Below are 22,161 nucleotides of genomic sequence, written 5' to 3' on the forward strand. Positions count from 1 at the left end.
ATGGCGATGAAAAAGTTGCTCATAGCGTCGCTGCTGTTTAGCAGCGCCACCGTTTACGGTGCAGACGGGTTCGTGGTGAAGGACATTCATTTCGAAGGACTGCAGCGAGTCGCTGTCGGTGCGGCTCTGCTCAGCATGCCGGTGCGTGTTGGTGATACGGTAGACGATGAAGATGTCAGTAATACCATTCGCGCCCTGTTTGCTACCGGGAATTTCGAAGATGTTCAGGTTCTGCGCGACGGCAACACGCTGATCGTTCAGGTGAAAGAGCGTCCCACCATTGCCAGCATCACTTTCTCCGGTAACAAAGCGGTGAAAGAAGAGATGCTTAAACAAAATCTGGAAGCTTCCGGCGTGCGCGTCGGCGAGGCGCTGGATCGCACCACCATTTCCAGCATCGAGAAGGGGCTGGAAGATTTCTACTACAGCGTGGGTAAATATAGCGCCAGCGTAAAAGCTGTCGTGACCCCGCTGCCGCGTAACCGTGTCGATCTCAAACTGGTATTTACCGAAGGCGTTTCGGCGAAAATCCAGCAGATTAACGTCGTTGGTAACAAAGCCTTTAGCTCTGATGAGCTGATTTCGCGTTTCCAGCTACGTGATACGGTGCCGTGGTGGAACCTGGTCGGCGATCGTAAATATCAGAAGCAGAAACTGGCGGGTGATTTAGAAACCCTGCGCAGCTTCTATCTGGATCGCGGCTATGCACGTTTCAATATTGATTCCACGCAGGTCAGCCTGACGCCGGATAAAAAAGGCATCTATATCACCATCAACGTCAACGAAGGCGAGCAGTATAAGCTCTCCGGCGTGGTGGTGAACGGTAGCATGGCAGGTCACTCCGCAGAGATCGAAACGCTGGCGAAGGTTGTACCGGGCGAGCTGTATAACGGTACTAAAGTCACCAAAATGGAAGACAACATCAAGCAGCTGTTAGGCCGCTATGGTTATGCCTATCCACGCGTGGTGACGCAGCCAGAAATCAACGACGCTGATAAAACGGTAAAACTGCATGTGAATGTCGATGCCGGCAACCGCTACTACGTACGTAAGGTGCGCTTTGAGGGCAACGATACCTCTAAAGATGCCGTGCTGCGTCGTGAAATGCGTCAGATGGAAGGCGCATGGTTGGGCAGCAACCTGGTCGAGCAGGGCAAAGAGCGCCTGAACCGTACCGGCTATTTCGAAACGGTTGATGTCGATACGCAGCGCGTACCGGGCACGCCAGATCAGGTTGATGTCGTTTATAAGGTGAAAGAGCGTAATACCGGTACCTTTAACTTTGGTATTGGCTACGGCACCGAAAGTGGCATCAGCTTCCAGGTTGGCGTAACCCAGGATAACTGGCTAGGTACTGGTAATACCGTCGGCATTAACGGCACCAAAAACGATTATCAGACCTACGCGGAATTCTCCCTAACCGACCCGTACTTTACGGTGGATGGGGTTAGCCTTGGCGGACGCGTTTTCTATAACGACTTTAAAGCAGATGACGCGGAACTCTCCAATTATACTAACAAGAGCTACGGCCTTGATGGCACGCTGGGCTTCCCGGTAAATGAGAACAACACGCTGCGCGTAGGCCTGGGTTATGTGCATAACGGCTTGTCTCATATGCAACCGCAGTTAGCGATGTGGCGTTATCTGCAATCGGTTGGGCAGACGCCGGCTCTCACCAGAAATACAGAGTATTCCGCCGATGATTTCACTTTTAACTACGGCTGGACGTATAACACGTTGGATCGTGGCTTTTTCCCTACATCCGGTAACCGTACCAACCTGAACGGTAAAGTCACCATTCCTGGCTCCGACAATAGCTTCTATAAAGTCACACTGGATACTCAACAGTATATGCCACTGGATAGTGACCGCACATGGGTACTGTTGGGCCGTGGTCGTGTAGGTTATGGTGATGGTTTGAGCGGCAAGGAACTGCCATTCTATGAAAACCTTTACGCTGGCGGTTCCAGTACGGTTCGTGGTTTCCGCTCCAATAACATTGGTCCGAAAGCGGCTTACTATAATGACGGTTCTTCTACTTGCTCCGGTAATCAAAACCTGTGTAAATCGAATGATGCGGTAGGCGGTAACGCGATGGCGGTAGCCAGCCTGGAACTGATCACGCCAACGCCGTTTATCAGCGATAAATATGCTAACTCAGTGCGTACTTCACTGTTCGTGGATGCCGGTACCGTTTGGGATACCCACTGGGAAAATACCGCTGATACCCGTGCTGCGGGCATTCCGGATTACAGCGATCCGGCCAATATTCGCATCTCTAGCGGTATCGCCCTGCAATGGATGTCGCCGCTGGGACCGTTGGTGTTCTCCTACGCCCAGCCGCTTAAGAAATATGATGGAGATAAAGCGGAGCAGTTCCAGTTTAACATTGGTAAAACCTGGTAATGCACGCTTCAGGGAAGTAAAGCTGTTAAGTATCGCACTGTTCGCTGGCCTGCGGGTTGACCACAGGCCAGCGTCTCAGGCAAAAGTGTGTCTTTGACACAAACGTTGATGGTAAGGAGTTAATAGTGAAAAAGTTGTTGTGTGCCGCAGGTCTGGGTCTCGCTTTAGCGGTTTCCGCAGGCGCTCAGGCTGCTGATAAAATTGCCGTGGTAAACGTGTCCAGCATTTTCCAACAGTTACCGCAACGTGCCTCTGTTGCGAAGCAGCTTGAAAATGAATTTAAAGGCCGTGCTACCGAACTGCAAAGCCAGGAGCGCGATCTGCAGGCAAAAATGCAGCGCCTGCAACGTGATGCTTCTACCATGAAGGCCAGCGAGCGCAGCCGTATGGAAAAAGATATCATGTCTCAGCGTGAAACCTTCGCTACCAAAGCGCAGGCTTTTGAGCAGGACAATCGCCGTCGCCAGATGGAAGAGCGTAACAAACTGCTGAGCCGTATTCAGGACGCAGTGAAGAAAGTTGCTGCTGATGATGGCTACGATGTGGTTATCGATGCTAACGCAGTCGCTTATGCGGCGAATGCCAAAGACATCACCGCTGACGTTCTGAAACAGGTTAAATAATCAATGTCTTCAATTCGACTGGCTGATTTAGCCCAGCAGTTGGATGCAGAATTGCACGGAGATGGCGATATCGTCATCTCCGGCATTGCTTCTATGCACTCCGCCCAAGATGGTCAAATCACTTTTCTCGCCAACAGCCGTTACCGTGAGCAGCTTGCTGAATGTCAGGCATCTGCCGTGGTACTGACCCAGGACGATCTCTCCTGGTGCCGCAGCGCCGCGCTGGTGGTTAAAAATCCTTATCTGACCTATGCACGCATGGCGCAGCTGCTTGATACCACGCCGCAGCCGGCGCAAAATATCGCCGCAAGCGCGGTGATCGACGCCAGCGCTACGCTGGGCAGCAACGTTTCCATCGGCGCAAATGCGGTTATCGAGTCAGGCGTTATGCTTGGCGATAACGTGGTGATCGGTGCAGGCTGTTTTGTAGGTAAAAACACGCATATCGGTGCCGGTACGCGCCTGTGGGCCAACGTCACCATTTATCATGAAATCCGTATTGGTGAACAGTGTCTGATCCAGTCGGGCACGGTGATCGGCGCTGACGGCTTCGGCTATGCTAACGATCGCGGCAACTGGGTGAAAATTCCTCAGCTTGGCTCGGTGATTATTGGCGATCGCGTCGAAATTGGTGCCTGTACCACCATCGATCGCGGTGCACTGGATAACACTCAGATTGGTAATGGTGTTATCATTGATAACCAATGTCAGATTGCACATAACGTAGTGATTGGCGACAATACGGCCGTTGCTGGCGGTGTAATCATGGCGGGTAGCCTGAAAATCGGTCGTTACTGTATGATCGGCGGGGCCAGCGTCATTAATGGACACATGGAAATTTGTGACAAAGTGACGGTAACTGGCATGGGAATGGTGATGCGCCCCATCACTGAACCTGGGGTATACTCTTCAGGCATTCCGTTGCAACCTAATAAAACCTGGCGTAAAACCGCAGCGCTGGTGATGAACATCGATGAAATGAGCAAGCGCTTAAAAGCCATCGAGCGCAAAGTCGGCAAAGACGACTAAACGTACACTTCACCGCTGTCCGGCTTTCATAAATAAAACATGCTAAGCAGGGAAGCCAGGCGCCACATAAACTAATTTGCGGCCTGCCGACGATCGTCTGATCGGTGCAGGCCTTGTTATTGATGTCATCAGAATTTTTAGGACAGGAAGAGTATTTTGACTACTGAAACTCATACTCTGAATATTGAAGAGATTTTAGAACTACTGCCGCACCGTTATCCGTTTTTACTGGTCGATCGTGTCCTGGAGTTCGAAGAGCATAAATATCTGCGTGCGGTGAAAAACGTCTCGGTTAACGAACCGTTTTTCCAGGGACACTTCCCTGGTAAACCGATTTTTCCAGGCGTTTTGATTCTTGAGGCGATGGCGCAGGCGACAGGTATTCTGGCGTTTAAAAGCGTTGGTAAACTTGAGCCGGGTGAGCTGTACTACTTTGCCGGAATTGACGAAGCGCGCTTTAAGCGTCCGGTGGTACCGGGCGATCAGATGATAATGGAAGTTACTTTCGAAAAAACCCGTCGTGGTCTGACGCGCTTTAAAGGCGTGGCTACCGTAGATGGTAAAATTGTCTGTGAAGCGACCATGATGTGTGCCCGAAGCCGGGAGGCATAATACGTGATTGATGCAACTGCCGTAATTCATCCGAGTTCTATCGTCGAAGAGGGCGCCATCATTGGTGCCCGTGTCCACATTGGCCCCTTTTGCTATATCGGTGCAAATGTTGAAATTGGTGAAGGTACCGTCCTGAAATCCCACGTGGTGGTGAAAGGACATACCCGCATCGGTAAAGACAATATTATTACCCAGTTCGCTTCTATTGGTGAGGTGAACCAGGACCTGAAATATGCTGGTGAGCCAACGCGCGTTGAAATTGGCGATCGTAACAGCATCCGCGAAAGCGTGACCATTCATCGTGGCACGATGCAGGGCGGCGGCGTGACTCGCATCGGCAGCGATAACCTGCTGATGGTGAATGCGCATATCGCTCATGACTGCATTATTGGCAACCGCTGTATTTTCGCCAATAACGCCACGCTGGGCGGACATGTTACGGTGGATGACTTTGCCATTATTGGCGGCATGACGGCGGTGCATCAGTTCTGTATTATCGGCGCGCACGTTATGGTGGGCGGTTGTTCTGGCGTGGCGCAGGATGTGCCACCTTACGTTATCGCGCAGGGCAACCACGCCACGCCGTTTGGCATCAATATTGAAGGCCTTAAACGTCGCGGTTTCGATAAAGAAGCGTTGCATGCGATTCGTGCCGCCTACAAACTGCTATATCGCAGCGGCAGGACGCTGGATGAAGTGAAGCCGGAAATCGAAGCGTTGGCTGAGAAGCACGCTGAGGTTAAGCCGTTTTACGACTTCTTTGCCCGCTCAACGCGAGGTCTGATTCGTTAACCCATGGCTGCTCGTCCTTTAACGATTGCCCTTGTCGCCGGAGAAACCTCCGGCGATATTCTTGGTGCCGGTTTAATTCGCGCGCTTAAAGCCAAACATCCTGACGCCCGCTTTGTTGGCGTGGCCGGTCCGCGCATGCTGGCGGAAGGCTGCGAGAGCTGGTACGACATGGAGGAGCTGGCGGTGATGGGCATCGTTGAGGTGCTGGAGCGCCTGCCGCGCCTGTTAAAAATTCGTCGTGATTTAACCCGCCGCTTTACCGCGCTTAAGCCTGATGTCTTTGTAGGCATCGATGCGCCCGATTTTAACATTACCCTTGAAGGGCGGCTGAAACAGCGCGGGATCCGCACTATTCATTATGTCAGTCCTTCAGTATGGGCATGGCGGCAAAATCGGGTCTTCAAGATCGGTCGCGCTACCGATCTGGTGCTGGCCTTCCTGCCGTTCGAAAAAGCGTTTTACGATCGCTTTGAGGTTCCCTGTCGTTTTATCGGGCATACCATGGCGGATGCGATGCCGCTGCAGCCGGATAAAACCGCAGCGCGTCGCACGCTGGGCATCGACGAACAGACGCTCTGCCTGGCCTTACTGCCGGGCTCGCGTAAAGCGGAAGTTGAAATGCTTAGCGCTGATTTTCTCAAGACGGCGCAGCGGCTGCGGGAAAAATGGCCGCAGCTGGAAATCGTGGTGCCGTTGGTGAATGCCCGTCGACGTGAACAGTTTGAACAGATCAAAGCTGCGGTGGCTCCTGAGCTACCGGTTCATCTGCTGGATGGTCAGGGCCGCGAGGCGATGATTGCCAGCGATGCGGCGCTGCTGGCTTCCGGGACGGCGGCGCTGGAGTGCATGCTGGCAAAATGTCCGATGGTGGTGGGGTATCGCATGAAGCCTTTCACCTTCTGGCTGGCGCAGCGGCTGGTCAAAACCGACTATGTCTCGCTGCCTAATTTGCTGGCCGGGCGCGAACTGGTGCCGGAACTGCTTCAGGATGAGTGTCAGCCCGAACGGCTGGCCGCAGCGCTGGAACCCTTGCTGGCGCAGGGTGAAACGCGCAACAGGCTGTTGGCAACCTTTACTGAGCTGCACCAGCAGATCCGCTGGAATGCCGATGAACAAGCGGCTCAGGCCGTACTGGAGCTGGCGCATGGCTGAATTTATTTATCCCAACGCGCGGCTTATTGCCGGCGTTGATGAAGTTGGACGCGGGCCGCTGGTCGGCGCGGTGGTTACGGCGGCAGTGATCCTGGATCCAGCCCAACCGATCGCTGGGCTGGCGGACTCGAAAAAGCTGAGCGAAAAGCGTCGGCTGGCGCTGTATGATGAAATCCGTGAAAAAGCGTTGGCCTGGAGTCTGGGCCGTGCCGAACCGGAAGAGATTGATCGGCTAAACATTCTGCATGCCACTATGCTGGCGATGCAGCGCGCGGTGGCCGGTCTGGCCGTCACGCCTGACTATGTATTGATTGACGGCAATCGCTGTCCTGAATTGCCGATGCCGTCCGCAGCGGTAGTAAAAGGCGACAGCCTGGTAGCGGAAATCAGCGCCGCGTCGATTATCGCCAAAGTGACGCGCGATCGCGAAATGGCCGAGCTGGATGTGGTTTTTCCGCAATACGGCTTTGCCCAGCATAAAGGTTATCCCACCGCACAACATCTGGCGATGTTGACAGAGCATGGTGCTACGCCGCACCATCGTCGTAGTTTTGCTCCAGTGCGCAATGCGCTGCTGGACATCGAAGTGACTAATCTCACCGCCAATCGCGCGCGTTAAGCGCGCTTTGCTGCAGTTAACCGGAAAGTAAAGATGGCCGAACCACGTTTTATTCATCTGCGTATCCACAGCGATTATTCGATGGTCGATGGACTGGCGAAAACCGGTCCGCTGGTGAAAAAGGCAGCGGCTCTCGGAATGCCGGCAATGGCAATCACCGACTTTACCAACCTGTGTGGGCTGGTGAAGTTTTACGGCACGGCGCACGGCGCAGGGATTAAACCGATTATTGGTGCTGATTTTCTTGTCGCCTGCGAACTGATGGGCGATGAGCTGTCGCAGATTACCGTGCTGGCGATGAATAATGCGGGCTACCAGAATCTCACGCTGCTGATTTCACGCGCTTATCAGCGCGGCTACGGCCCGGAAGGCCCGACCATCGATCGTGACTGGCTGGCCGAACATCAGGAAGGGCTGATTCTACTCTCCGGTGGTCGGCGCGGCGATGTCGGACGCAGCCTGCTGCGCGGCAATCAGGCGCTGGTAGCGCAGTGTCTGGCCTTTTATCAGCAACACTTCCCCGATCGCTATTATCTGGAGCTGATCCGAACCGGACGTCCGGATGAAGAAAGCTATCTGCACGCCGCCGTTGAACTGGCGATTGCCGAAGGCATTCCCGTGGTGGCAACCAATGAAGTCTGCTTTATCAATGAGGATGACTTCGACGCGCATGAAATTCGTGTAGCGATCCATGACGGCTATACGCTGGACGATCCCAAGCGCCCCCGCAATTACAGCCCGCAGCAGTATATGCGCAGCGCTGAGGAGATGTGCGAGCTCTTTTCTGATATCCCGGAAGCGCTGGAAAACAGCGTGGAGATTGCCCGTCGCTGTAACGTAACGGTGCGGCTGGGCGAGTACTTCCTGCCGCAGTTCCCGACCGGCGATATGACCACCGAAGATTTTCTGGTAAAGCGCTCGCGTGAAGGGCTGGAAGAGCGTCTGGAATTTCTTTTCCCCGATCCGGAAGAGCGGGCGAAGAAGCGCGTGGAATATGATGAACGTCTGGAGATTGAACTTAACGTTATTAACCAGATGGGCTTCCCTGGTTACTTCCTGATCGTCATGGAATTTATCCAGTGGTCGAAAGATAACGGTATCCCGGTCGGCCCGGGACGTGGTTCAGGTGCCGGTTCGCTGGTGGCCTATGCGCTGAAAATTACCGATCTCGATCCGCTGGAGTTCGACCTGCTGTTCGAACGCTTCCTGAACCCGGAACGCGTATCAATGCCTGACTTCGACGTCGACTTCTGTATGGAGAAGCGCGATCAGGTGATTGAGCACGTTGCTGAGATGTATGGCCGTGATGCGGTTTCGCAGATTATCACCTTCGGCACCATGGCGGCGAAAGCGGTTATCCGTGACGTAGGCCGCGTGCTGGGACATCCCTACGGCTTTGTTGACCGTATCTCTAAGCTGGTGCCGCCCGATCCGGGTATGACGCTGGAGAAAGCCTTTGCTGCCGAACCGCAGCTGCCGGAAATCTACGAGGCGGATGAAGAGGTCAGGGCGCTGATCGATATGGCGCGCAAGCTGGAAGGGGTAACGCGCAACGCCGGTAAACACGCCGGCGGCGTGGTAATTGCGCCAACTAAAATCACCGACTTTGCGCCGCTTTACTGCGATGAGCACGGCCAGTATCCGGTCACCCAGTTTGATAAGAACGATGTGGAATATGCCGGGCTGGTGAAGTTCGACTTCCTTGGCCTGCGTACGCTGACGATCATCAACTGGGCGCTGGAGATGATCAACGCGCGTCGGGCGAAGCAGGGCGAGCCGCCGATCGATATCGCCGCGATTCCGCTGGAAGATAAAAAAAGTTTTGATATGCTGCAGCGCGCAGAAACCACGGCGGTGTTTCAGCTTGAATCGCGCGGCATGAAAGATCTGATTAAACGCCTGAAGCCGGACTGCTTTGAGGATATGATCGCGCTGGTGGCGCTGTTCCGTCCAGGTCCGCTGCAGTCAGGCATGGTAGATAACTTCATTGACCGTAAACATGGTCGTGAAGCGATCTCCTATCCTGATATTCAGTGGCAGCATGAATCCCTGAAACCGGTACTGGAGCCGACCTACGGCATTATCCTCTACCAGGAACAGGTCATGCAGATTGCCCAGGTGCTGGCGGGCTATACGCTGGGCGGCGCAGATATGCTGCGTCGTGCCATGGGTAAGAAAAAGCCGGAGGAGATGGCCAAACAGCGTTCCGTGTTTAAAGAAGGCGCGGAAAGCATGGGCATCGACGGCGAGCTGTCGATGAAAATCTTCGACCTGGTGGAAAAATTCGCCGGTTACGGCTTCAATAAATCACACTCCGCCGCCTATGCGCTGGTTTCCTACCAGACGCTGTGGCTGAAGGCGCACTATCCGGCTGAGTTTATGGCGGCGGTTATGACTGCCGATATGGACAACACCGAAAAAGTGGTGGGCCTGGTGGATGAGTGCTGGCGCATGGGGCTGAAGGTGCTGCCGCCGGATATTAACTCCGGCCTCTATCAGTTCCACGTCAACGACGACGGTGAAATCGTGTATGGCATCGGCGCAATTAAAGGCGTCGGCGAAGGCCCGATTGAAGCGATTATCGAAGCACGTAATAAAGATGGCTATTTCCGTGAGCTGTTCGATCTTTGCGCGCGCACCGATCCGAAAAAGATCAATCGTCGGGTCATGGAAAAGCTGATTATGTCCGGCGCTTTCGACCGTCTGGGGCCGCATCGCGCGGCGCTGATGAGCGCACTGGGCGATGCGCTGAAGGCAGCAGATCAGCATGCGAAAGCGGAAGCGATCGGTCAGGCGGATATGTTTGGCGTGCTGGCGGAAGAGCCGGAGCAGGTGGAACAGTCCTACGCCAGCATTACGCCGTGGCCGGAACAGGTGCAGCTGGATGGCGAGCGCGAGACGTTGGGTCTCTATCTCACCGGCCATCCGATCAACCAGTACCTGAAAGAAATTGAGCGCTACGTAGGTGGCGTACGCCTGAAAGACATGCACCCAACCGAGCGCGGTAAGATAACGACCGCGGCCGGTTTGGTGGTGGCGGCCCGCGTGATGGTCACTAAACGCGGTAACCGTATTGGCATCTGCACGCTGGATGACCGTTCTGGTCGTCTGGAAGTGATGTTGTTCACAGATGCGCTTGATAAATACCAGCAGCTGCTGGAAAAAGACCGTATCCTGATCGTCAGCGGACAGGTCAGCTTTGATGATTTTAGCGGTGGGCTTAAAATGACCGCTCGCGAAATTATGGATATCGATGAGGCACGTGAAAAATACGCGCGCGGACTTGCTATCTCGCTGACGGACAGGCAAATTGATGACCAGCTTTTAAACCGTCTCCGTCAGTCTCTGGAACCCCATCGTTCGGGGACAATTCCGGTACATCTCTACTATCAGAGAGCGGATGCGCGGGCTAAGCTGCGTTTCGGCGCAGCCTGGCGCGTATCTCCCTGCGATCGTTTGCTTAATGACCTGCGATCGCTGATAGGATCGGAGCAGGTGGAACTGGAGTTTGACTAAAACAGGAACATTATGAGTCTTAATTACCTGGATTTTGAACAGCCAATTGCAGAACTGGAGGCGAAAATCGACTCCCTCAAGTCGGTTGGCCGTCAGGATGAAAAACACGATATTAATCTGGATGAAGAGATCCAGCGTCTGCGCGAGAAAAGCGTTGAGCTGACCCGTAAAATCTTCGCCGATTTGGGCGCATGGCAGATCGCGCAACTGGCGCGTCATCCGTTACGTCCTTACACGCTGGACTATGTCCGTAACGTGTTTACTGACTTTGATGAACTGGCAGGCGATCGCGCCTATGCGGATGACAAAGCGATTGTCGGCGGCATAGCGCGTCTGGACGGACGCCCGGTTATGATCATTGGCCATCAGAAAGGCCGTGAAACCAAAGAGAAGATTCGTCGTAACTTCGGCATGCCGGCACCGGAAGGCTATCGCAAAGCGCTGCGCCTGATGGAAATGGCCGAGCGCTTTAAGATGCCGATCATTACCTTTATCGATACGCCGGGTGCTTATCCGGGCGTTGGCGCGGAAGAGCGCGGTCAGTCTGAGGCTATTGCACGCAACCTGCGTGAAATGTCCGGCCTGAAAGTGCCGGTTATCTGTACCGTTATCGGTGAAGGCGGTTCCGGCGGCGCGCTGGCAATTGGCGTTGGCGATAAGGTCAATATGCTGCAGTACAGCACCTATTCAGTTATTTCACCGGAAGGTTGTGCCTCAATCCTGTGGAAGAGCGCCGATAAAGCGCCGCTGGCCGCTGAAGCGATGGGCATTATCGCGCCGCGACTGAAAGAGCTGGATCTGATCGACTCTATCGTTCCTGAACCGTTGGGCGGTGCACATCGCGATCCGCTGGCGATTGCGGCTTCGCTGAAAGCGCAGTTGCTGGCTGACCTGGCCGATCTGGACGGTCTGAATACCGAAGAGTTGTTGAACCGTCGTTATCATCGCTTGATGAACTACGGTTACGCGTAATTTTATTCAGGTTATTAACAAGGCGGCCTTCGGGTCGCCTTTTTTACTTTTACGACAAAACGATTTCTCTCAATAAAGCCTCGGTTATTGATTGTTTTTCACGCAGCGATGGCTGAGTTTGAACAGTCAGGAAATAAACATCAATAACGGGAGTTAAAATGGGATATTACGAAATACGTAAATCAGACAAAGAGACGCCACAGCCCTGGTATTTTGTGCTGCGCGCCGGCAATCATGAAATCATTGCGGTAAGCGAGATGTATGCCAGCAAACAGGGCGCTTTAAACGGCATCGCCTCGGTACGCCAGAACGCGCCGACTGAAACCGTCTACGATCGCAGCTAACTTTGGTTATGCTTTTCCAGACCCGCTATCCGGCGGGTCTGCTCTAACCCCTTCTGTGCTATCCGCTATGCTTATTCTTTATCGCTCATCACCAGGAGGTGCGAATTGAATATCATTGCGATAATGGGACCGCATAACGCTTTTTATAAAGATGAACCGATTCGCCAGCTGCATCAGGCGCTGATCGGCAAGGGGTTCGATCTTATCTATCCCAAAGACGCCAACGATTTGGTTAAGCTAATTGAGCATAATCCACGGGTTTGCGGCATTATTTTTGACTGGGATGAATATAGCCTGGATCTCTGCAGCGAAATTAATCAGCTTAACGAATACCTGCCGCTCTACGCCTTTATTAATACCCACTCCACCATGGATATCAGCATTCACGAAATGCGCATGGCGCTGTGGTTCTTTGAATATGCGCTTGGTGTCGAAGAGGATATCGCCCAGCGTATCCGCCAGTATACCGATGAGTATATCGACAATATTACGCCGCCGTTGACGCGAGCGCTGTTTAACTATGTGAAGGAAGGGAAATACACTTTCTGCACGCCTGGCCATATGGCTGGCACCGCTTTTCAAAAAAGCCCAGTCGGCACGCTGTTTTATGACTTTTACGGCCCTAACGCCTTGAAGGCGGATACCTCTATTTCTGTTACCGAGCTGGGATCGCTGCTTGATCACACCGGCCCGCATCTGGAAGCAGAGGAGTATATCGCCCGCACTTTCGGTGCCGAGCAAAGTTATATGGTGACCAACGGCACTTCAACCTCAAACAAAATCGTCGGTATGTACGCTGCGCCTGCAGGCAGCACGGTGCTTATCGACCGCAACTGCCATAAATCGCTGACGCATCTGCTGATGATGAGCGATATCGTGCCGATTTGGCTGAAGCCGACACGTAATGCGCTGGGCATTCTCGGCGGTATTCCTAAGCGGGAGTTTATGCGTGACAGCATTGCATTGAAGGTGGCGCAAACCGAACATGCCAGCTGGCCGGTACATGCGGTGATCACCAACTCCACCTACGATGGTCTGCTGTATAACACCCGCTATATCAAAGAAACGCTGGATGTGCCTTCGATTCATTTTGATTCCGCCTGGGTGCCTTATACCAATTTTCATCCCATCTATGCGGGCAAGAGCGGGATGAGCGGCGAGCGCACGCCAGGCAAGGTGATTTATGAAACGCAGTCTACGCATAAGCTGCTGGCGGCATACTCGCAGGCTTCGCTGATTCATATTAAAGGCGACTACGATGAACAGACCTTTAACGAAGCCTATATGATGCATACCACTACCTCGCCGAACTATTCGATTGTCGCCTCTATCGAAACGGCGGCCGCCATGCTGCGTGGTAATCCGGGACGTCGGCTGATTAACCGTTCCGTTGAGCGTGCGCTGCATTTCCGCCGCGAAATCCAGCGGCTGCGCGAAGAGTCCGATAGCTGGTTTTACGATATCTGGCAGCCAGACGGCATAGAAGAAGCAGAGTGCTGGCCGATCCAGCCGGGTGAAGAAGCGTGGCATGGTTTTATTGATGCCGATCGCGATCATATGTATCTCGATCCGATCAAGGTAACCATTTTGACGCCCGGCATGAGTGAACAGGGTGAAATGGCGGAAGAAGGGATCCCGGCGGCGCTGGTGGCCAAGTTTCTTGATGAACGCGGTATCGTGGTAGAGAAAACCGGCCCGTATAATTTGCTGTTTCTGTTCAGTATCGGCATCGACAAAACCCGGGCAATGGGGCTGCTGCGTGCACTGCTGGACTTCAAGCGTGCCTACGATCTTAATCTACGGGTGAAAAATATCCTGCCGGATCTCTATGCCGAAGATCCCGATTTCTATCGCAATATGCGGATCCAGACGCTGGCACAGGGCATTCATCAACTGATCCACCAACACGATCTGCCGCGCCTGATGCTGAAAGCGTTTGATGTGCTGCCGGAGATGAAAATGACACCGCATCGGGCGTTTCAGCTACAGGTAAAAGGAGAGGTAGAAACCGTGGAGATTGACCAGATGATCGGGCGCGTTTCGGCCAACATGATTCTGCCTTATCCGCCGGGCGTGCCGCTGGTGATGCCGGGAGAGATGATTACTGAATCCAGCCGTGCGGTGCTCGACTTCCTGCTGATGCTGTGTGCCATTGGCCACCACTATCCTGGTTTTGAAACCGATATCCACGGCGCCAAGCTCACCGAGGATGGGCGCTATCTGGTACGCGTCCTTAAACAGCATGAGCCGGATACCGTGCGCTAACTTGCAGATTATGCCGTCTTGCTTCAGCATCCATGAGTGAGTAGGGTGCTGCAGTAAGATAGATCAAGGAGAAGCTATGCTGGATATCAAGAAGGTTCATCATATTGCGATTATTGCCAGCGACTATGCGCGCAGCAAGGCATTTTACTGCGACATTCTTGGCTTTACGCTGCAGCAGGAAGTTTATCGCGAAGCGCGTGATTCATGGAAAGGCGATCTGGCGCTGAATGGAGAGTATCTGATTGAGCTGTTCTCTTTCCCGACGCCGCCGGCTCGTATTAGTCACCCGGAAGCCTGCGGCTTACGCCATCTGGCGTTTGCAGTGAATGATATCGATCGCGCCTGTGAGTTACTCACGGAAAAAGGCGTAGCCTGCGAGCCCGTTCGCATCGATCCTCTCACCGGCAAGCGCTTTACCTTTTTCAGCGATCCGGATAATTTGCCGCTAGAGTTATACCAGGCTTAAAATAACCGTTTTTACGGTCATCGCTCTGATGGCCGCCTGCCAATAGGTTTTTCATGACGCAGCTTGCACAACTTGAACAGCAGCTGGCCGGTGAACAGCGGCTGCTGGTGGGGTTCAGCGGCGGGCTGGACTCTACCGTTCTTTTGCATCAGTTAACCCTGTTGCGCCAGCGACAGCCAACGTTACAGTTGCGCGCAATTCATATTCATCACGGATTAAGCCCCTGTGCCGATAGCTGGGTGCAGCACTGCCGGGCCGTTTGTGAAGCGTGGCAGGTTGAGCTGGAGGTCGTGGCGATCAAGGTTGACGGACGCGACAGCGGCATTGAAGGCGCGGCGCGCGAAGGGCGTTATCAGGCTTTTCGCGACAGTTTGCGCACCGGAGAAGCCCTGGTGACGGCGCAGCACCTTGACGATCAATGCGAAACCTTGCTGCTGGCGTTGAAGCGCGGCAGCGGGCCTGCTGGCCTGGCCGCGATGCCCGTGCGCCTGATGTTAGGCGCACATCGCCTGCTGCGTCCGCTGCTTTCGCGTCAGCGAGCTGAGCTGGAAAAGTGGGCTGAAGAGTATCAGTTGCGCTGGATTGAAGATGAAAGTAATCAGGATACGCGCTATGACCGTAACTTTCTGCGCCAGCGGATATTACCGACACTGAGCGAGCGCTGGCCGCATTTTGCCGTCGCCGTTGCCCGCAGCGCGGCGCTGTGCGGCGAGCAGGAGCAACTGCTGGATGAGCTGTTGGCGGAGTCGCTGGCGGCGCGAACAGAGCCGGATGGCGCACTGCGCATCGATGGCTTTGCTGCCATGAGCGAAGCACGTCGCGCTGCGCTGCTGCGGCGCTGGATTGCCGGCTGCGGCGGTCAAATGCCCTCGCGGGATGCGATCCGGCGTCTGTGGCTGGAAGTGATCAATGCACGGGAAGATGCCGCGCCGCGTCTGCGGTTGGGAGATCATGAAATACGGCGCTATCGTGAGAAGCTCTACTGGCTGCCGTTAAGGCCATCGGTACGCGCGCTGATTTTACCCTGGAAAGAGGTGACCAGGCCGCTCCCTCTCCCGCACGATCTTGGCATACTGCAACTGGCGGAAAGCGGTACGGAAGTGCGCCCGCCCCGCGCAGATGAAACGGTTACGGTACGCTTTCAGGCGCAGGGCCGTTTCGCCATTGAGGGACGCAGCGGCCATCGATCGATCAAAAAACTGTGGCAGGAGTGTGACGTGCCGCCGTGGCGACGTGAAAGCACGCCGCTGATTTTTTACAATGAGACGCTTATTGCCGCGCTGAATACGTTTGTTTGCCGCGAAGGCAGCGCTGTGGCGGGAAATGCCTGGCGCATTGCCTGGCTTCGTGAAAGGGAGAATAAAAGATGAAAGCCCTGTTGATACTGATGCTGGCCTGTTTTACCGCGCCTGCGCTGGCGGCCGGTAACGCTGCTGCCGGTCAGGAAAAATCTGCCGCCTGTCAGGCGTGCCACGGCGCAGAAGGTAAAGCTTCTGTCTCGCTGTATCCCAATCTGGCCGGTCAGCATGCCGATTATTTACAGCATGCGCTGCAGGCTTACAGGAAAGGGGAGCGTAGCGGTGGACAGGCGGAAGTGATGAAAGCGTTTGTCAGTGGGTTAAGCGATGAGGATATGGCCAATTTAGCTGCGTATTATCAGTCGTTAAAGCCGTGAAGCCAAAGGGCGGGAAAGCCCGCCCAAAGGGTTAATCCGACTCGCTGACAACAACGGTGCCCAGCTCGGGATGGCTAAAGCTGGCAATATGGTCAAGGCGCAGTTCGCGCACCTCACCGGCCAGGTCAACCACCAGATATTCTACGTTTTTACGCGTGATCATATCCTGCGCTTGTACCTTAAGCTGTTCACCATTCTTGAGTTCAAGAACCAGTGACCACTGTTTTTGGCAGGCGAGTTCGAGACTATCGTAATCGTCACAATTGATCGGTTTGTAGGCTTCATTCGTCAACATAATCGCTCACCAATAAGTTTGCAGCGGCATAAGCCGCCTGTTCCCTGACAGAAGAGTTTAGCGCAGAATTAGCCGCTATCTCATTCAGTGTTTTTAACGCGCAACCTATGGCGTCGGGCACGTATCCCAGTTCGCCGCCGCCGATTTCAGCGTACTTCTGACGAACCAAATCACAATATTTCTGCACATGCACCTCCTTCCAGAGCGTAAATCTCTGACTCCAGCGACTATAACATAGCCTTCTGCGGGAAATCAGTGGTTCGCAGCGTTTTATCCGTCGACAATAAGTATTGACCTTCAGCGCAGGCTCGTCACACTCTACGCTATCAGCAGTTACAGACAGAGAGCCCATATCAATGAATCATCTAAAGATGGGCGGCATAACGGTAAATTTTTATGATTGTACTATCACGTAACGTAACCATCAGTGATAACGAGCTGGAGATCACTGCCATACGGGCGCAGGGCGCGGGCGGCCAGCATGTGAATAAAAGCTCGACGGCGATCCATTTGCGCTTCGATATCCGTGGCTCATCGTTGCCCGATTTTTATAAAGAGCGCCTGCTTAGCGCCAGCCATCATCTGATTACGCCCGAAGGAATGGTGATCATTAAGGCGCAGGAGTATCGCAGCCAGGAGATGAACCGCGAAGCGGCGCTGAAGCGGCTGGAAAATTTGATTCGTGAGCTGACGGTGGTGGAAAAAGCCCGACGTCCGACGCGTCCGACGCTGGCGTCCAAACGACGCAGGCTGGAGGGTAAAGCGCAGCGCAGTAATACCAAAGCGCTACGGGGGAAGGTGGTGTAGTTTAGCCATAGACCCGCTTTTAGTTAGTTTTCGCTAAACGAAACCGCATTACTGATTACAACGGAATTTATCAGCGTAAGGTGAGGGAATATGAAGACGGTTATATTTGTTGGGTATCCGGATTATAAGGTTGAAACAGGGCTATAAACGCCCTGCCTGGATCTCCTGAACCAGTGTTGATAGGTCTACGCCATAGTTGGTTGCTGACCCAGTCTCTGCAACGCCATAGAATGGAATCCTGCCTATAGCACCTTCGGCTATCCGTTGACGCTGATAACGGGGCTTCTTGATCTTCTGAAAGCCCTCCGTGAACAGGATTTTGGCTCGCAGTGCCTCAAAGCTGTAGCCCCGGCCCACACGATTCACAACACGGATCAGGTTGTTCAGTGACTCGGTGTATGCGTTGGTAATTGGGTGGTCAAAATACGCAAATATGTCGTCATGCCAGTTGCCCATGGCTTTGATCAGTGCATCGAAGTGCACTTTCATTTCCGGAGTAATTTGACGCAGCCAGGCGTAATAGGCTTTCTGCGCCCGGTGTCGAGTCTGGCAGTCCCATATTTCGAAAAACGATTCTTTCAGCTCGTAGGCTTGGCCTATCTCCGGATAGTTCAGCGTCCAGCCGGAGAATCGCATGTATTGGGCATCTGACAGCTCGTGACGCCGTTTCAGCAAGAGGAACCTAGCTCGCATCAACCCACGGCGCTGTTGTGGCGTTAGGGCGATTCTGATAGCCTTTCTGGCGCGTTCCAGTGATTCGTTCGCTATCCGGATAACATGGAACTTGTCGATGATTACCGTGGCGTCAGGCAGAACGGTTTCCACCGCCTGACGGTAGGGGCGCCACATATCCATTGCCACATAACGCACCTGGTCGCGGTCAGTGCGTTTGCTCAGGTAGCGTGTAACCGTAGTTTTGTTCCGGTTGTCCAGCATATCCACGATGGTCTGCTGCTCGATGTTGGTAATTACGCAGTGGGGTTTGATGATCTGGATTTCGTCAATACCCAACCATTGCGGCATTTCAAATTTGAGCGTTTTTTCCATTCGCTCGCAGTAGTCGTTAAATATGTTGCGAACAGTCTTTTCATCAACTCCAACATCCTCAGCCACACCAGAAAACGTGCGCCGCAGGCTCTCACGCTCAATATACTGGATCAGTCGGTGGGTCATCTGCCGCTTGTTGTCTTTGTGCGGCACAGGCTCCAGAAACGTCTTTCGGCAGGACTGGCAGCGATAGCGACGGCGGTTAAGTATAATGCCTGTTCGTTTGCCGTGGACTGGGGTATCCATGATCACTTCATCACGACGGCCAAAGCCAACGATTTCAGAGTTATTGCAGTTGGGGCAACGAGTAGGCGGTTCGGTAACTTCGGCGTGTACCTGGTAATCGTGCTCCAGCTCCACTACCTGGAGCACTTTGTAATCATGCCAGTTGAGAATGTTTGTCATAAGCAAAAGAAGAGAGGGGCCGAAGCCCCTCCCGATACTCCAGTAATGCTCGTTTACACTTTCGCGTCTTGTTCCATTTCGGGTCCATGTAGGAATGTCCCGCTGCCGCGATTCTGTATAGCCATTCCAGCCTCGATTCGGCTTTCTCGATGCGCTTTTTATGCCGCTTCGTGCTTTTCAGGAATTCAAGGTGGTCATGGCTCAATTGGATCTCATCGGCGGCAGTCATCCCATAAAGCCCTCGACCAGCACCAAGGCGGTATAGGGTGACATGAGAGGTGATTCTCTCTCCTTGCCAGTCCTTTTCGACTAGCATGGTGCCCGCCTCGAAGTGACGCCCTGCCGGCGTGTCGATGAACACACGCCAGGTGTCCTGAGTCTCCAGCCGGAAATACAGTTCCCGGCCTTCGCTATCGATGTGGACAGTATCAGACATAGCCCGCTCCATTTGCCGAGAGACGAACCCCGTGGCCTTCGTGGTCACGGGGTTCTCGCGTCGGCGGTCATAGCGCCATCAGATACTCGATCATGCAGTACTCTTGCAGGCCGCCACCTGAGCGGAGTCGAGAGACCTGCGCGTCGTGATCCAGCCGGTGAGCGCCAACGCGAGCACGGCGGGGATGAGCGCCCAGGCGGCGAGATCGGCTGCTCCGATTCCGGCTGTGAGCAGTGCGCCGCCGAGCGCTGCGCCGACGGCGGAGCCGAGGTACATCGCGGCCATCTGGAACGCGATGATCGGCATCGCCTGCGCGGGCCGGTCCGCCGTCAGGGCCTGCTGCAGCGTGGGGACGCTCGCCCAGCCGGCTGCGCCCCAGACCGCTGCTGCAGCCAGCCACATGATCGGTGAACCGGTCAGCCAGGCCACGGCGAAGCTCAGCGCCAGCAGGACAGGCAGCACGATGAGCAGGGGATTGGGGCCGAACCGATCGAGGGGCCTGCCGATCAGTGCAGACCCGGTGACGCCGCCGATGCCCCACGCCCAGACCAAGGCGAAGCCCAATCCTCCGAGCCCCCGGTCCTCGGCCATGGGCAGCAGATAGGTGTAGAGGCCCAGGCTGGCGACGCCCAGCAGGAAGGCTGCCATGACGCCGACGCTAGTCCGACTCAATCGCAGAACCGTGAACGCGGATCCTTCTGCCGCCGCGTCGAGCCGCGGTAGCGTCTTCGCGCGGAAGGCCAGCGCCGCCATGCTGACCACGCCGATGAGCACGACCAGTGCCATGGTCCAGCGCCACCCAGCGCTCTGGCCGATGAGCATCCCGACCGGGACGCCCGCGACGGTCCCCGTGGAGAGGCCGAAGGTCACGAGCGACATGGCGCGACCACGCTCATGGTCGGCGACCATCGCCACAGCCGTGGCGGTCGCAACGGCCGTGAGGATACCCGCGCCCATTCCGGCCACCACGCGCGAGGCGAGGAAGACCTCGATCCCGGGCGAAAGGGCGGTGATGAGGTTCCCGAGGTTGAACAGCCCGAGCGCAATGAGCAGCGCGCTGGCCGTGCTGCAGCGGGTGAGCCGCCCAGATAGGAGCGGACCGGCGAGGGCGTACGCACCGGTGAATGCGGTGACGCCCAGGCCAATCATCGCCACGGTGGTCGTCAGCGAATCCGCTATCTGGGGAAGGACGCCGGCGAGCACGTAAGCGTCGATCCCGAGCGAGATGGCGGCGACAATCAAGGGCCATAGCTTGCGGATCATATGTTGGCCTCCCCGCGGTCGCCATCGTCGCTCTCGTAGCCGGTGAGCACCGTGCCGAGCAAGCCGGGGAAGCGCGCGTTGAGGTCCTCGCCGCGCAGCTTGATCATGCACTTACGGCCCTCGGCGCGCACGAAGACCACCCCGGACTCGCGCAGCAGGCTCGTGTGGTGGGTCAGGGTCGAGCGCGGCAGATCGGGGCCGAGGTCTATGCTGTCGACCTCCCCTTGCTCGGCGAGCATCTTCACCATGTTCAGCCGCAGCGGCTCGCTGAGGGCGAAGAGCACTCGCGCTATCGCAATCTCCTCGACATCTGGATGGTGGTAGTTCCGTGGGGGCATGGATCGTTTCCTATTGTGCGAAATTTATCGCACAATTATAGTTCGAAAATTATCGCACGGTCAAATCGACAGTTCCTCTCACGACGATCCGAGCCCTCGTAGAGTTATGCGCATGTCACTTGACGACCTTCAGCACCTTGCCGTGGGCGACCTCCTGCGGTGGGAGGTGTCGCTGCGGGCTACTCTTATGACTTTCAGAGAATGACGTTGACCTGAAAGCGATGGAGGCCATGAAACAGGTGCCTAGCCCACTGTCGCCAGACAGTACATCGCTTGATGGGCTCAAAAACGCCTTTGGGGAAGGCAAGAAAGCTGCCATTCAGACGCTGGTCGGAAAGCTATGATTGTCATACATCAGGCAGTTACCAATGCTGTCTGATGGTGAGAGGAATATGGCAGAGAATCCAACCAAGGCTGATTCTGGTGATACCCAGAAAAGCAGAGGAAACCAACCAGAAGCAGCTTTTCAGCAGAAGAGGAATCTAGGGTCAGAATGGATGAATTCCAACCCTATTTTGCAAATAGCCTTTTAATGATAGGGCATCAGGCTTTCGCTACCCACACTAAAATCCGAATTCGCCATAAAACAACGTCTAGTGCAGATCAACCGCTAAATCCGGATGCCCTATTTGTTTATGCGGCTCCGCCCGTTTTAGCGTTGGGAAGATATACCGCCCCATCCTTGTTTTCTTTAAGCTGTGTGGAAGAAAACTATTTGCGAGTATTAAACGCTGAGTTCACCCGCCACAGGATGGATTGGCAGGCGCAGTTGGATGACACTTACAGCTATATCGATGAAATCAAACTAAAAGCGCAGGCCATAATTTGTGCTCCGGGGCTACAATATCAGTTTATGACCGCAGGATTTCCAAAAGAACGCATCATTTCTATTACCACTATGGAGTACTTTCACCAGGAGACGGACAGAGTGCTTAAGTTCCTTAGAGATCTGGATCTACAGGATGTGACCGCCTGAATCGGTAGTTTGTTGGATAGGGTATTATGCTAAGGGATGCGCTAAGGAAGAACGAGCGAAGGGTAAAAAACCCTTACTCACCGGTAGGCCGGGTTTCAGGGTTTTTAGCGTAGCGTTACGGCA

The 22,161-nt window shown here is 54.5% G+C and carries 22 protein-coding genes; 16 read left to right on the plus strand and 6 right to left on the minus strand.

Annotated elements, in window-relative coordinates:
• From bamA to ACQE3Z_RS15960, 14 genes are all read left to right on the plus strand, one after another.
• A complete protein-coding gene (gene bamA / locus ACQE3Z_RS15895) occupies window positions 1–2,406 on the plus strand; it encodes an outer membrane protein assembly factor BamA (RefSeq protein ID WP_426974532.1) in 2,406 nt (801 codons plus the stop codon).
• 125 nt (window positions 2,407–2,531) lie between these two features.
• The gene (gene skp, locus ACQE3Z_RS15900) at window positions 2,532–3,029 is read left to right on the plus strand and encodes a molecular chaperone Skp (protein WP_085067912.1); all 498 of its coding nucleotides are present in this window, start codon (window positions 2,532–2,534) and stop codon (window positions 3,027–3,029) included.
• Window positions 3,030–3,032: 3 nt separating this feature from the next.
• Window positions 3,033–4,058, plus strand: a complete 1,026-nt coding sequence (lpxD, locus tag ACQE3Z_RS15905; RefSeq protein ID WP_426974533.1) for a UDP-3-O-(3-hydroxymyristoyl)glucosamine N-acyltransferase — start codon at window positions 3,033–3,035, stop codon at window positions 4,056–4,058.
• Between the two features lie 156 nt (window positions 4,059–4,214).
• Window positions 4,215–4,670 carry a 3-hydroxyacyl-ACP dehydratase FabZ gene (gene fabZ, locus ACQE3Z_RS15910; RefSeq protein WP_038628041.1) on the plus strand — a complete coding sequence of 152 codons (456 nt, stop codon included), beginning with the start codon at window positions 4,215–4,217 and terminating at the stop codon, window positions 4,668–4,670.
• A gap of 3 nt (window positions 4,671–4,673) precedes the next feature.
• On the plus strand, window positions 4,674–5,462 hold the full coding sequence (gene lpxA / locus ACQE3Z_RS15915; protein ID WP_426974534.1) for an acyl-ACP--UDP-N-acetylglucosamine O-acyltransferase: 789 nt from the start codon (window positions 4,674–4,676) through the stop codon (window positions 5,460–5,462).
• Window positions 5,463–5,465: 3 nt separating this feature from the next.
• Window positions 5,466–6,614 carry a lipid-A-disaccharide synthase gene (lpxB, locus tag ACQE3Z_RS15920; RefSeq protein WP_426974535.1) on the plus strand — a complete coding sequence of 383 codons (1,149 nt, stop codon included), beginning with the start codon at window positions 5,466–5,468 and terminating at the stop codon, window positions 6,612–6,614.
• On the plus strand, window positions 6,607–7,233 hold the full coding sequence (gene rnhB / locus ACQE3Z_RS15925; protein WP_426974536.1) for a ribonuclease HII: 627 nt from the start codon (window positions 6,607–6,609) through the stop codon (window positions 7,231–7,233). Before lpxB ends, rnhB begins: the two co-directional genes overlap by 8 nt.
• A gap of 33 nt (window positions 7,234–7,266) precedes the next feature.
• Entirely contained in the window at window positions 7,267–10,749 is a 3,483-nt protein-coding gene (gene dnaE, locus ACQE3Z_RS15930) for a DNA polymerase III subunit alpha (protein ID WP_250651892.1), read from the plus strand.
• A 12-nt stretch (window positions 10,750–10,761) separates the two neighbouring features.
• On the plus strand, window positions 10,762–11,721 hold the full coding sequence (gene accA / locus ACQE3Z_RS15935; RefSeq protein WP_250651893.1) for an acetyl-CoA carboxylase carboxyl transferase subunit alpha: 960 nt from the start codon (window positions 10,762–10,764) through the stop codon (window positions 11,719–11,721).
• Between the two features lie 158 nt (window positions 11,722–11,879).
• Entirely contained in the window at window positions 11,880–12,065 is a 186-nt protein-coding gene (locus tag ACQE3Z_RS15940; protein ID WP_426974537.1) for a YegP family protein, read from the plus strand.
• Between the two features lie 105 nt (window positions 12,066–12,170).
• On the plus strand, window positions 12,171–14,330 hold the full coding sequence (locus ACQE3Z_RS15945) for a lysine decarboxylase LdcC (RefSeq protein ID WP_426974538.1): 2,160 nt from the start codon (window positions 12,171–12,173) through the stop codon (window positions 14,328–14,330).
• Between the two features lie 76 nt (window positions 14,331–14,406).
• Entirely contained in the window at window positions 14,407–14,796 is a 390-nt protein-coding gene (locus tag ACQE3Z_RS15950; protein WP_085067903.1) for a VOC family protein, read from the plus strand.
• 53 nt (window positions 14,797–14,849) lie between these two features.
• Entirely contained in the window at window positions 14,850–16,166 is a 1,317-nt protein-coding gene (tilS, locus tag ACQE3Z_RS15955; RefSeq protein WP_426974539.1) for a tRNA lysidine(34) synthetase TilS, read from the plus strand.
• Window positions 16,163–16,471, plus strand: coding sequence for a c-type cytochrome (locus tag ACQE3Z_RS15960; protein WP_426974540.1), 309 nt, complete (start codon window positions 16,163–16,165; stop codon window positions 16,469–16,471). The genes tilS and ACQE3Z_RS15960 overlap by 4 nt, the downstream gene beginning before the upstream one ends.
• A 31-nt stretch (window positions 16,472–16,502) precedes the next feature.
• On the opposite strand, the gene rof is transcribed toward ACQE3Z_RS15960, so the two are convergent.
• Both rof and ACQE3Z_RS15970 read right to left on the minus strand, forming a co-directional pair.
• Entirely contained in the window at window positions 16,503–16,766 is a 264-nt protein-coding gene (gene rof, locus ACQE3Z_RS15965; protein ID WP_085067900.1) for a Rho-binding antiterminator, read from the minus strand.
• Window positions 16,753–16,953: a YaeP family protein gene (locus ACQE3Z_RS15970; RefSeq protein ID WP_165786514.1), complete on the minus strand. Its 201-nt coding sequence runs from the start codon at window positions 16,951–16,953 to the stop codon at window positions 16,753–16,755. Before ACQE3Z_RS15970 ends, rof begins: the two co-directional genes overlap by 14 nt.
• A 209-nt stretch (window positions 16,954–17,162) precedes the next feature.
• On the opposite strand from ACQE3Z_RS15970, the gene arfB reads away from it, so the two are divergent.
• Complete coding sequence (arfB, locus tag ACQE3Z_RS15975; RefSeq protein ID WP_426974541.1) at window positions 17,163–17,573, plus strand: alternative ribosome rescue aminoacyl-tRNA hydrolase ArfB; 411 nt, start codon at window positions 17,163–17,165, stop codon at window positions 17,571–17,573.
• A 141-nt stretch (window positions 17,574–17,714) separates the two neighbouring features.
• On the opposite strand, the gene ACQE3Z_RS15980 is transcribed toward arfB, so the two are convergent.
• From ACQE3Z_RS15980 to ACQE3Z_RS15995, 4 genes are all read right to left on the minus strand, one after another.
• Complete coding sequence (locus ACQE3Z_RS15980; RefSeq protein WP_426974542.1) at window positions 17,715–19,025, minus strand: ISL3 family transposase; 1,311 nt, start codon at window positions 19,023–19,025, stop codon at window positions 17,715–17,717.
• Complete coding sequence (locus tag ACQE3Z_RS15985) at window positions 19,000–19,461, minus strand: hypothetical protein (RefSeq protein ID WP_426974543.1); 462 nt, start codon at window positions 19,459–19,461, stop codon at window positions 19,000–19,002. The genes ACQE3Z_RS15980 and ACQE3Z_RS15985 overlap by 26 nt, the downstream gene beginning before the upstream one ends.
• A 90-nt stretch (window positions 19,462–19,551) precedes the next feature.
• Window positions 19,552–20,724: an MFS transporter gene (locus ACQE3Z_RS15990; RefSeq protein WP_426974544.1), complete on the minus strand. Its 1,173-nt coding sequence runs from the start codon at window positions 20,722–20,724 to the stop codon at window positions 19,552–19,554.
• Window positions 20,721–21,062 carry an ArsR/SmtB family transcription factor gene (locus ACQE3Z_RS15995; protein ID WP_426974545.1) on the minus strand — a complete coding sequence of 114 codons (342 nt, stop codon included), beginning with the start codon at window positions 21,060–21,062 and terminating at the stop codon, window positions 20,721–20,723. The genes ACQE3Z_RS15990 and ACQE3Z_RS15995 overlap by 4 nt, the downstream gene beginning before the upstream one ends.
• Window positions 21,063–21,555: 493 nt before the next feature.
• Between ACQE3Z_RS15995 and ACQE3Z_RS16000 the strand changes: the two genes are divergently transcribed.
• On the plus strand, window positions 21,556–22,038 hold the full coding sequence (locus tag ACQE3Z_RS16000) for a hypothetical protein (RefSeq protein WP_426974546.1): 483 nt from the start codon (window positions 21,556–21,558) through the stop codon (window positions 22,036–22,038).
• Window positions 22,039–22,161: the final 123 nt, after the last annotated feature.

Origin of the sequence: Pantoea sp. FN0307 (genome assembly GCF_050113815.1) — a bacterium.
GTDB lineage: Bacteria > Pseudomonadota > Gammaproteobacteria > Enterobacterales > Enterobacteriaceae > Mixta > Mixta alhagi.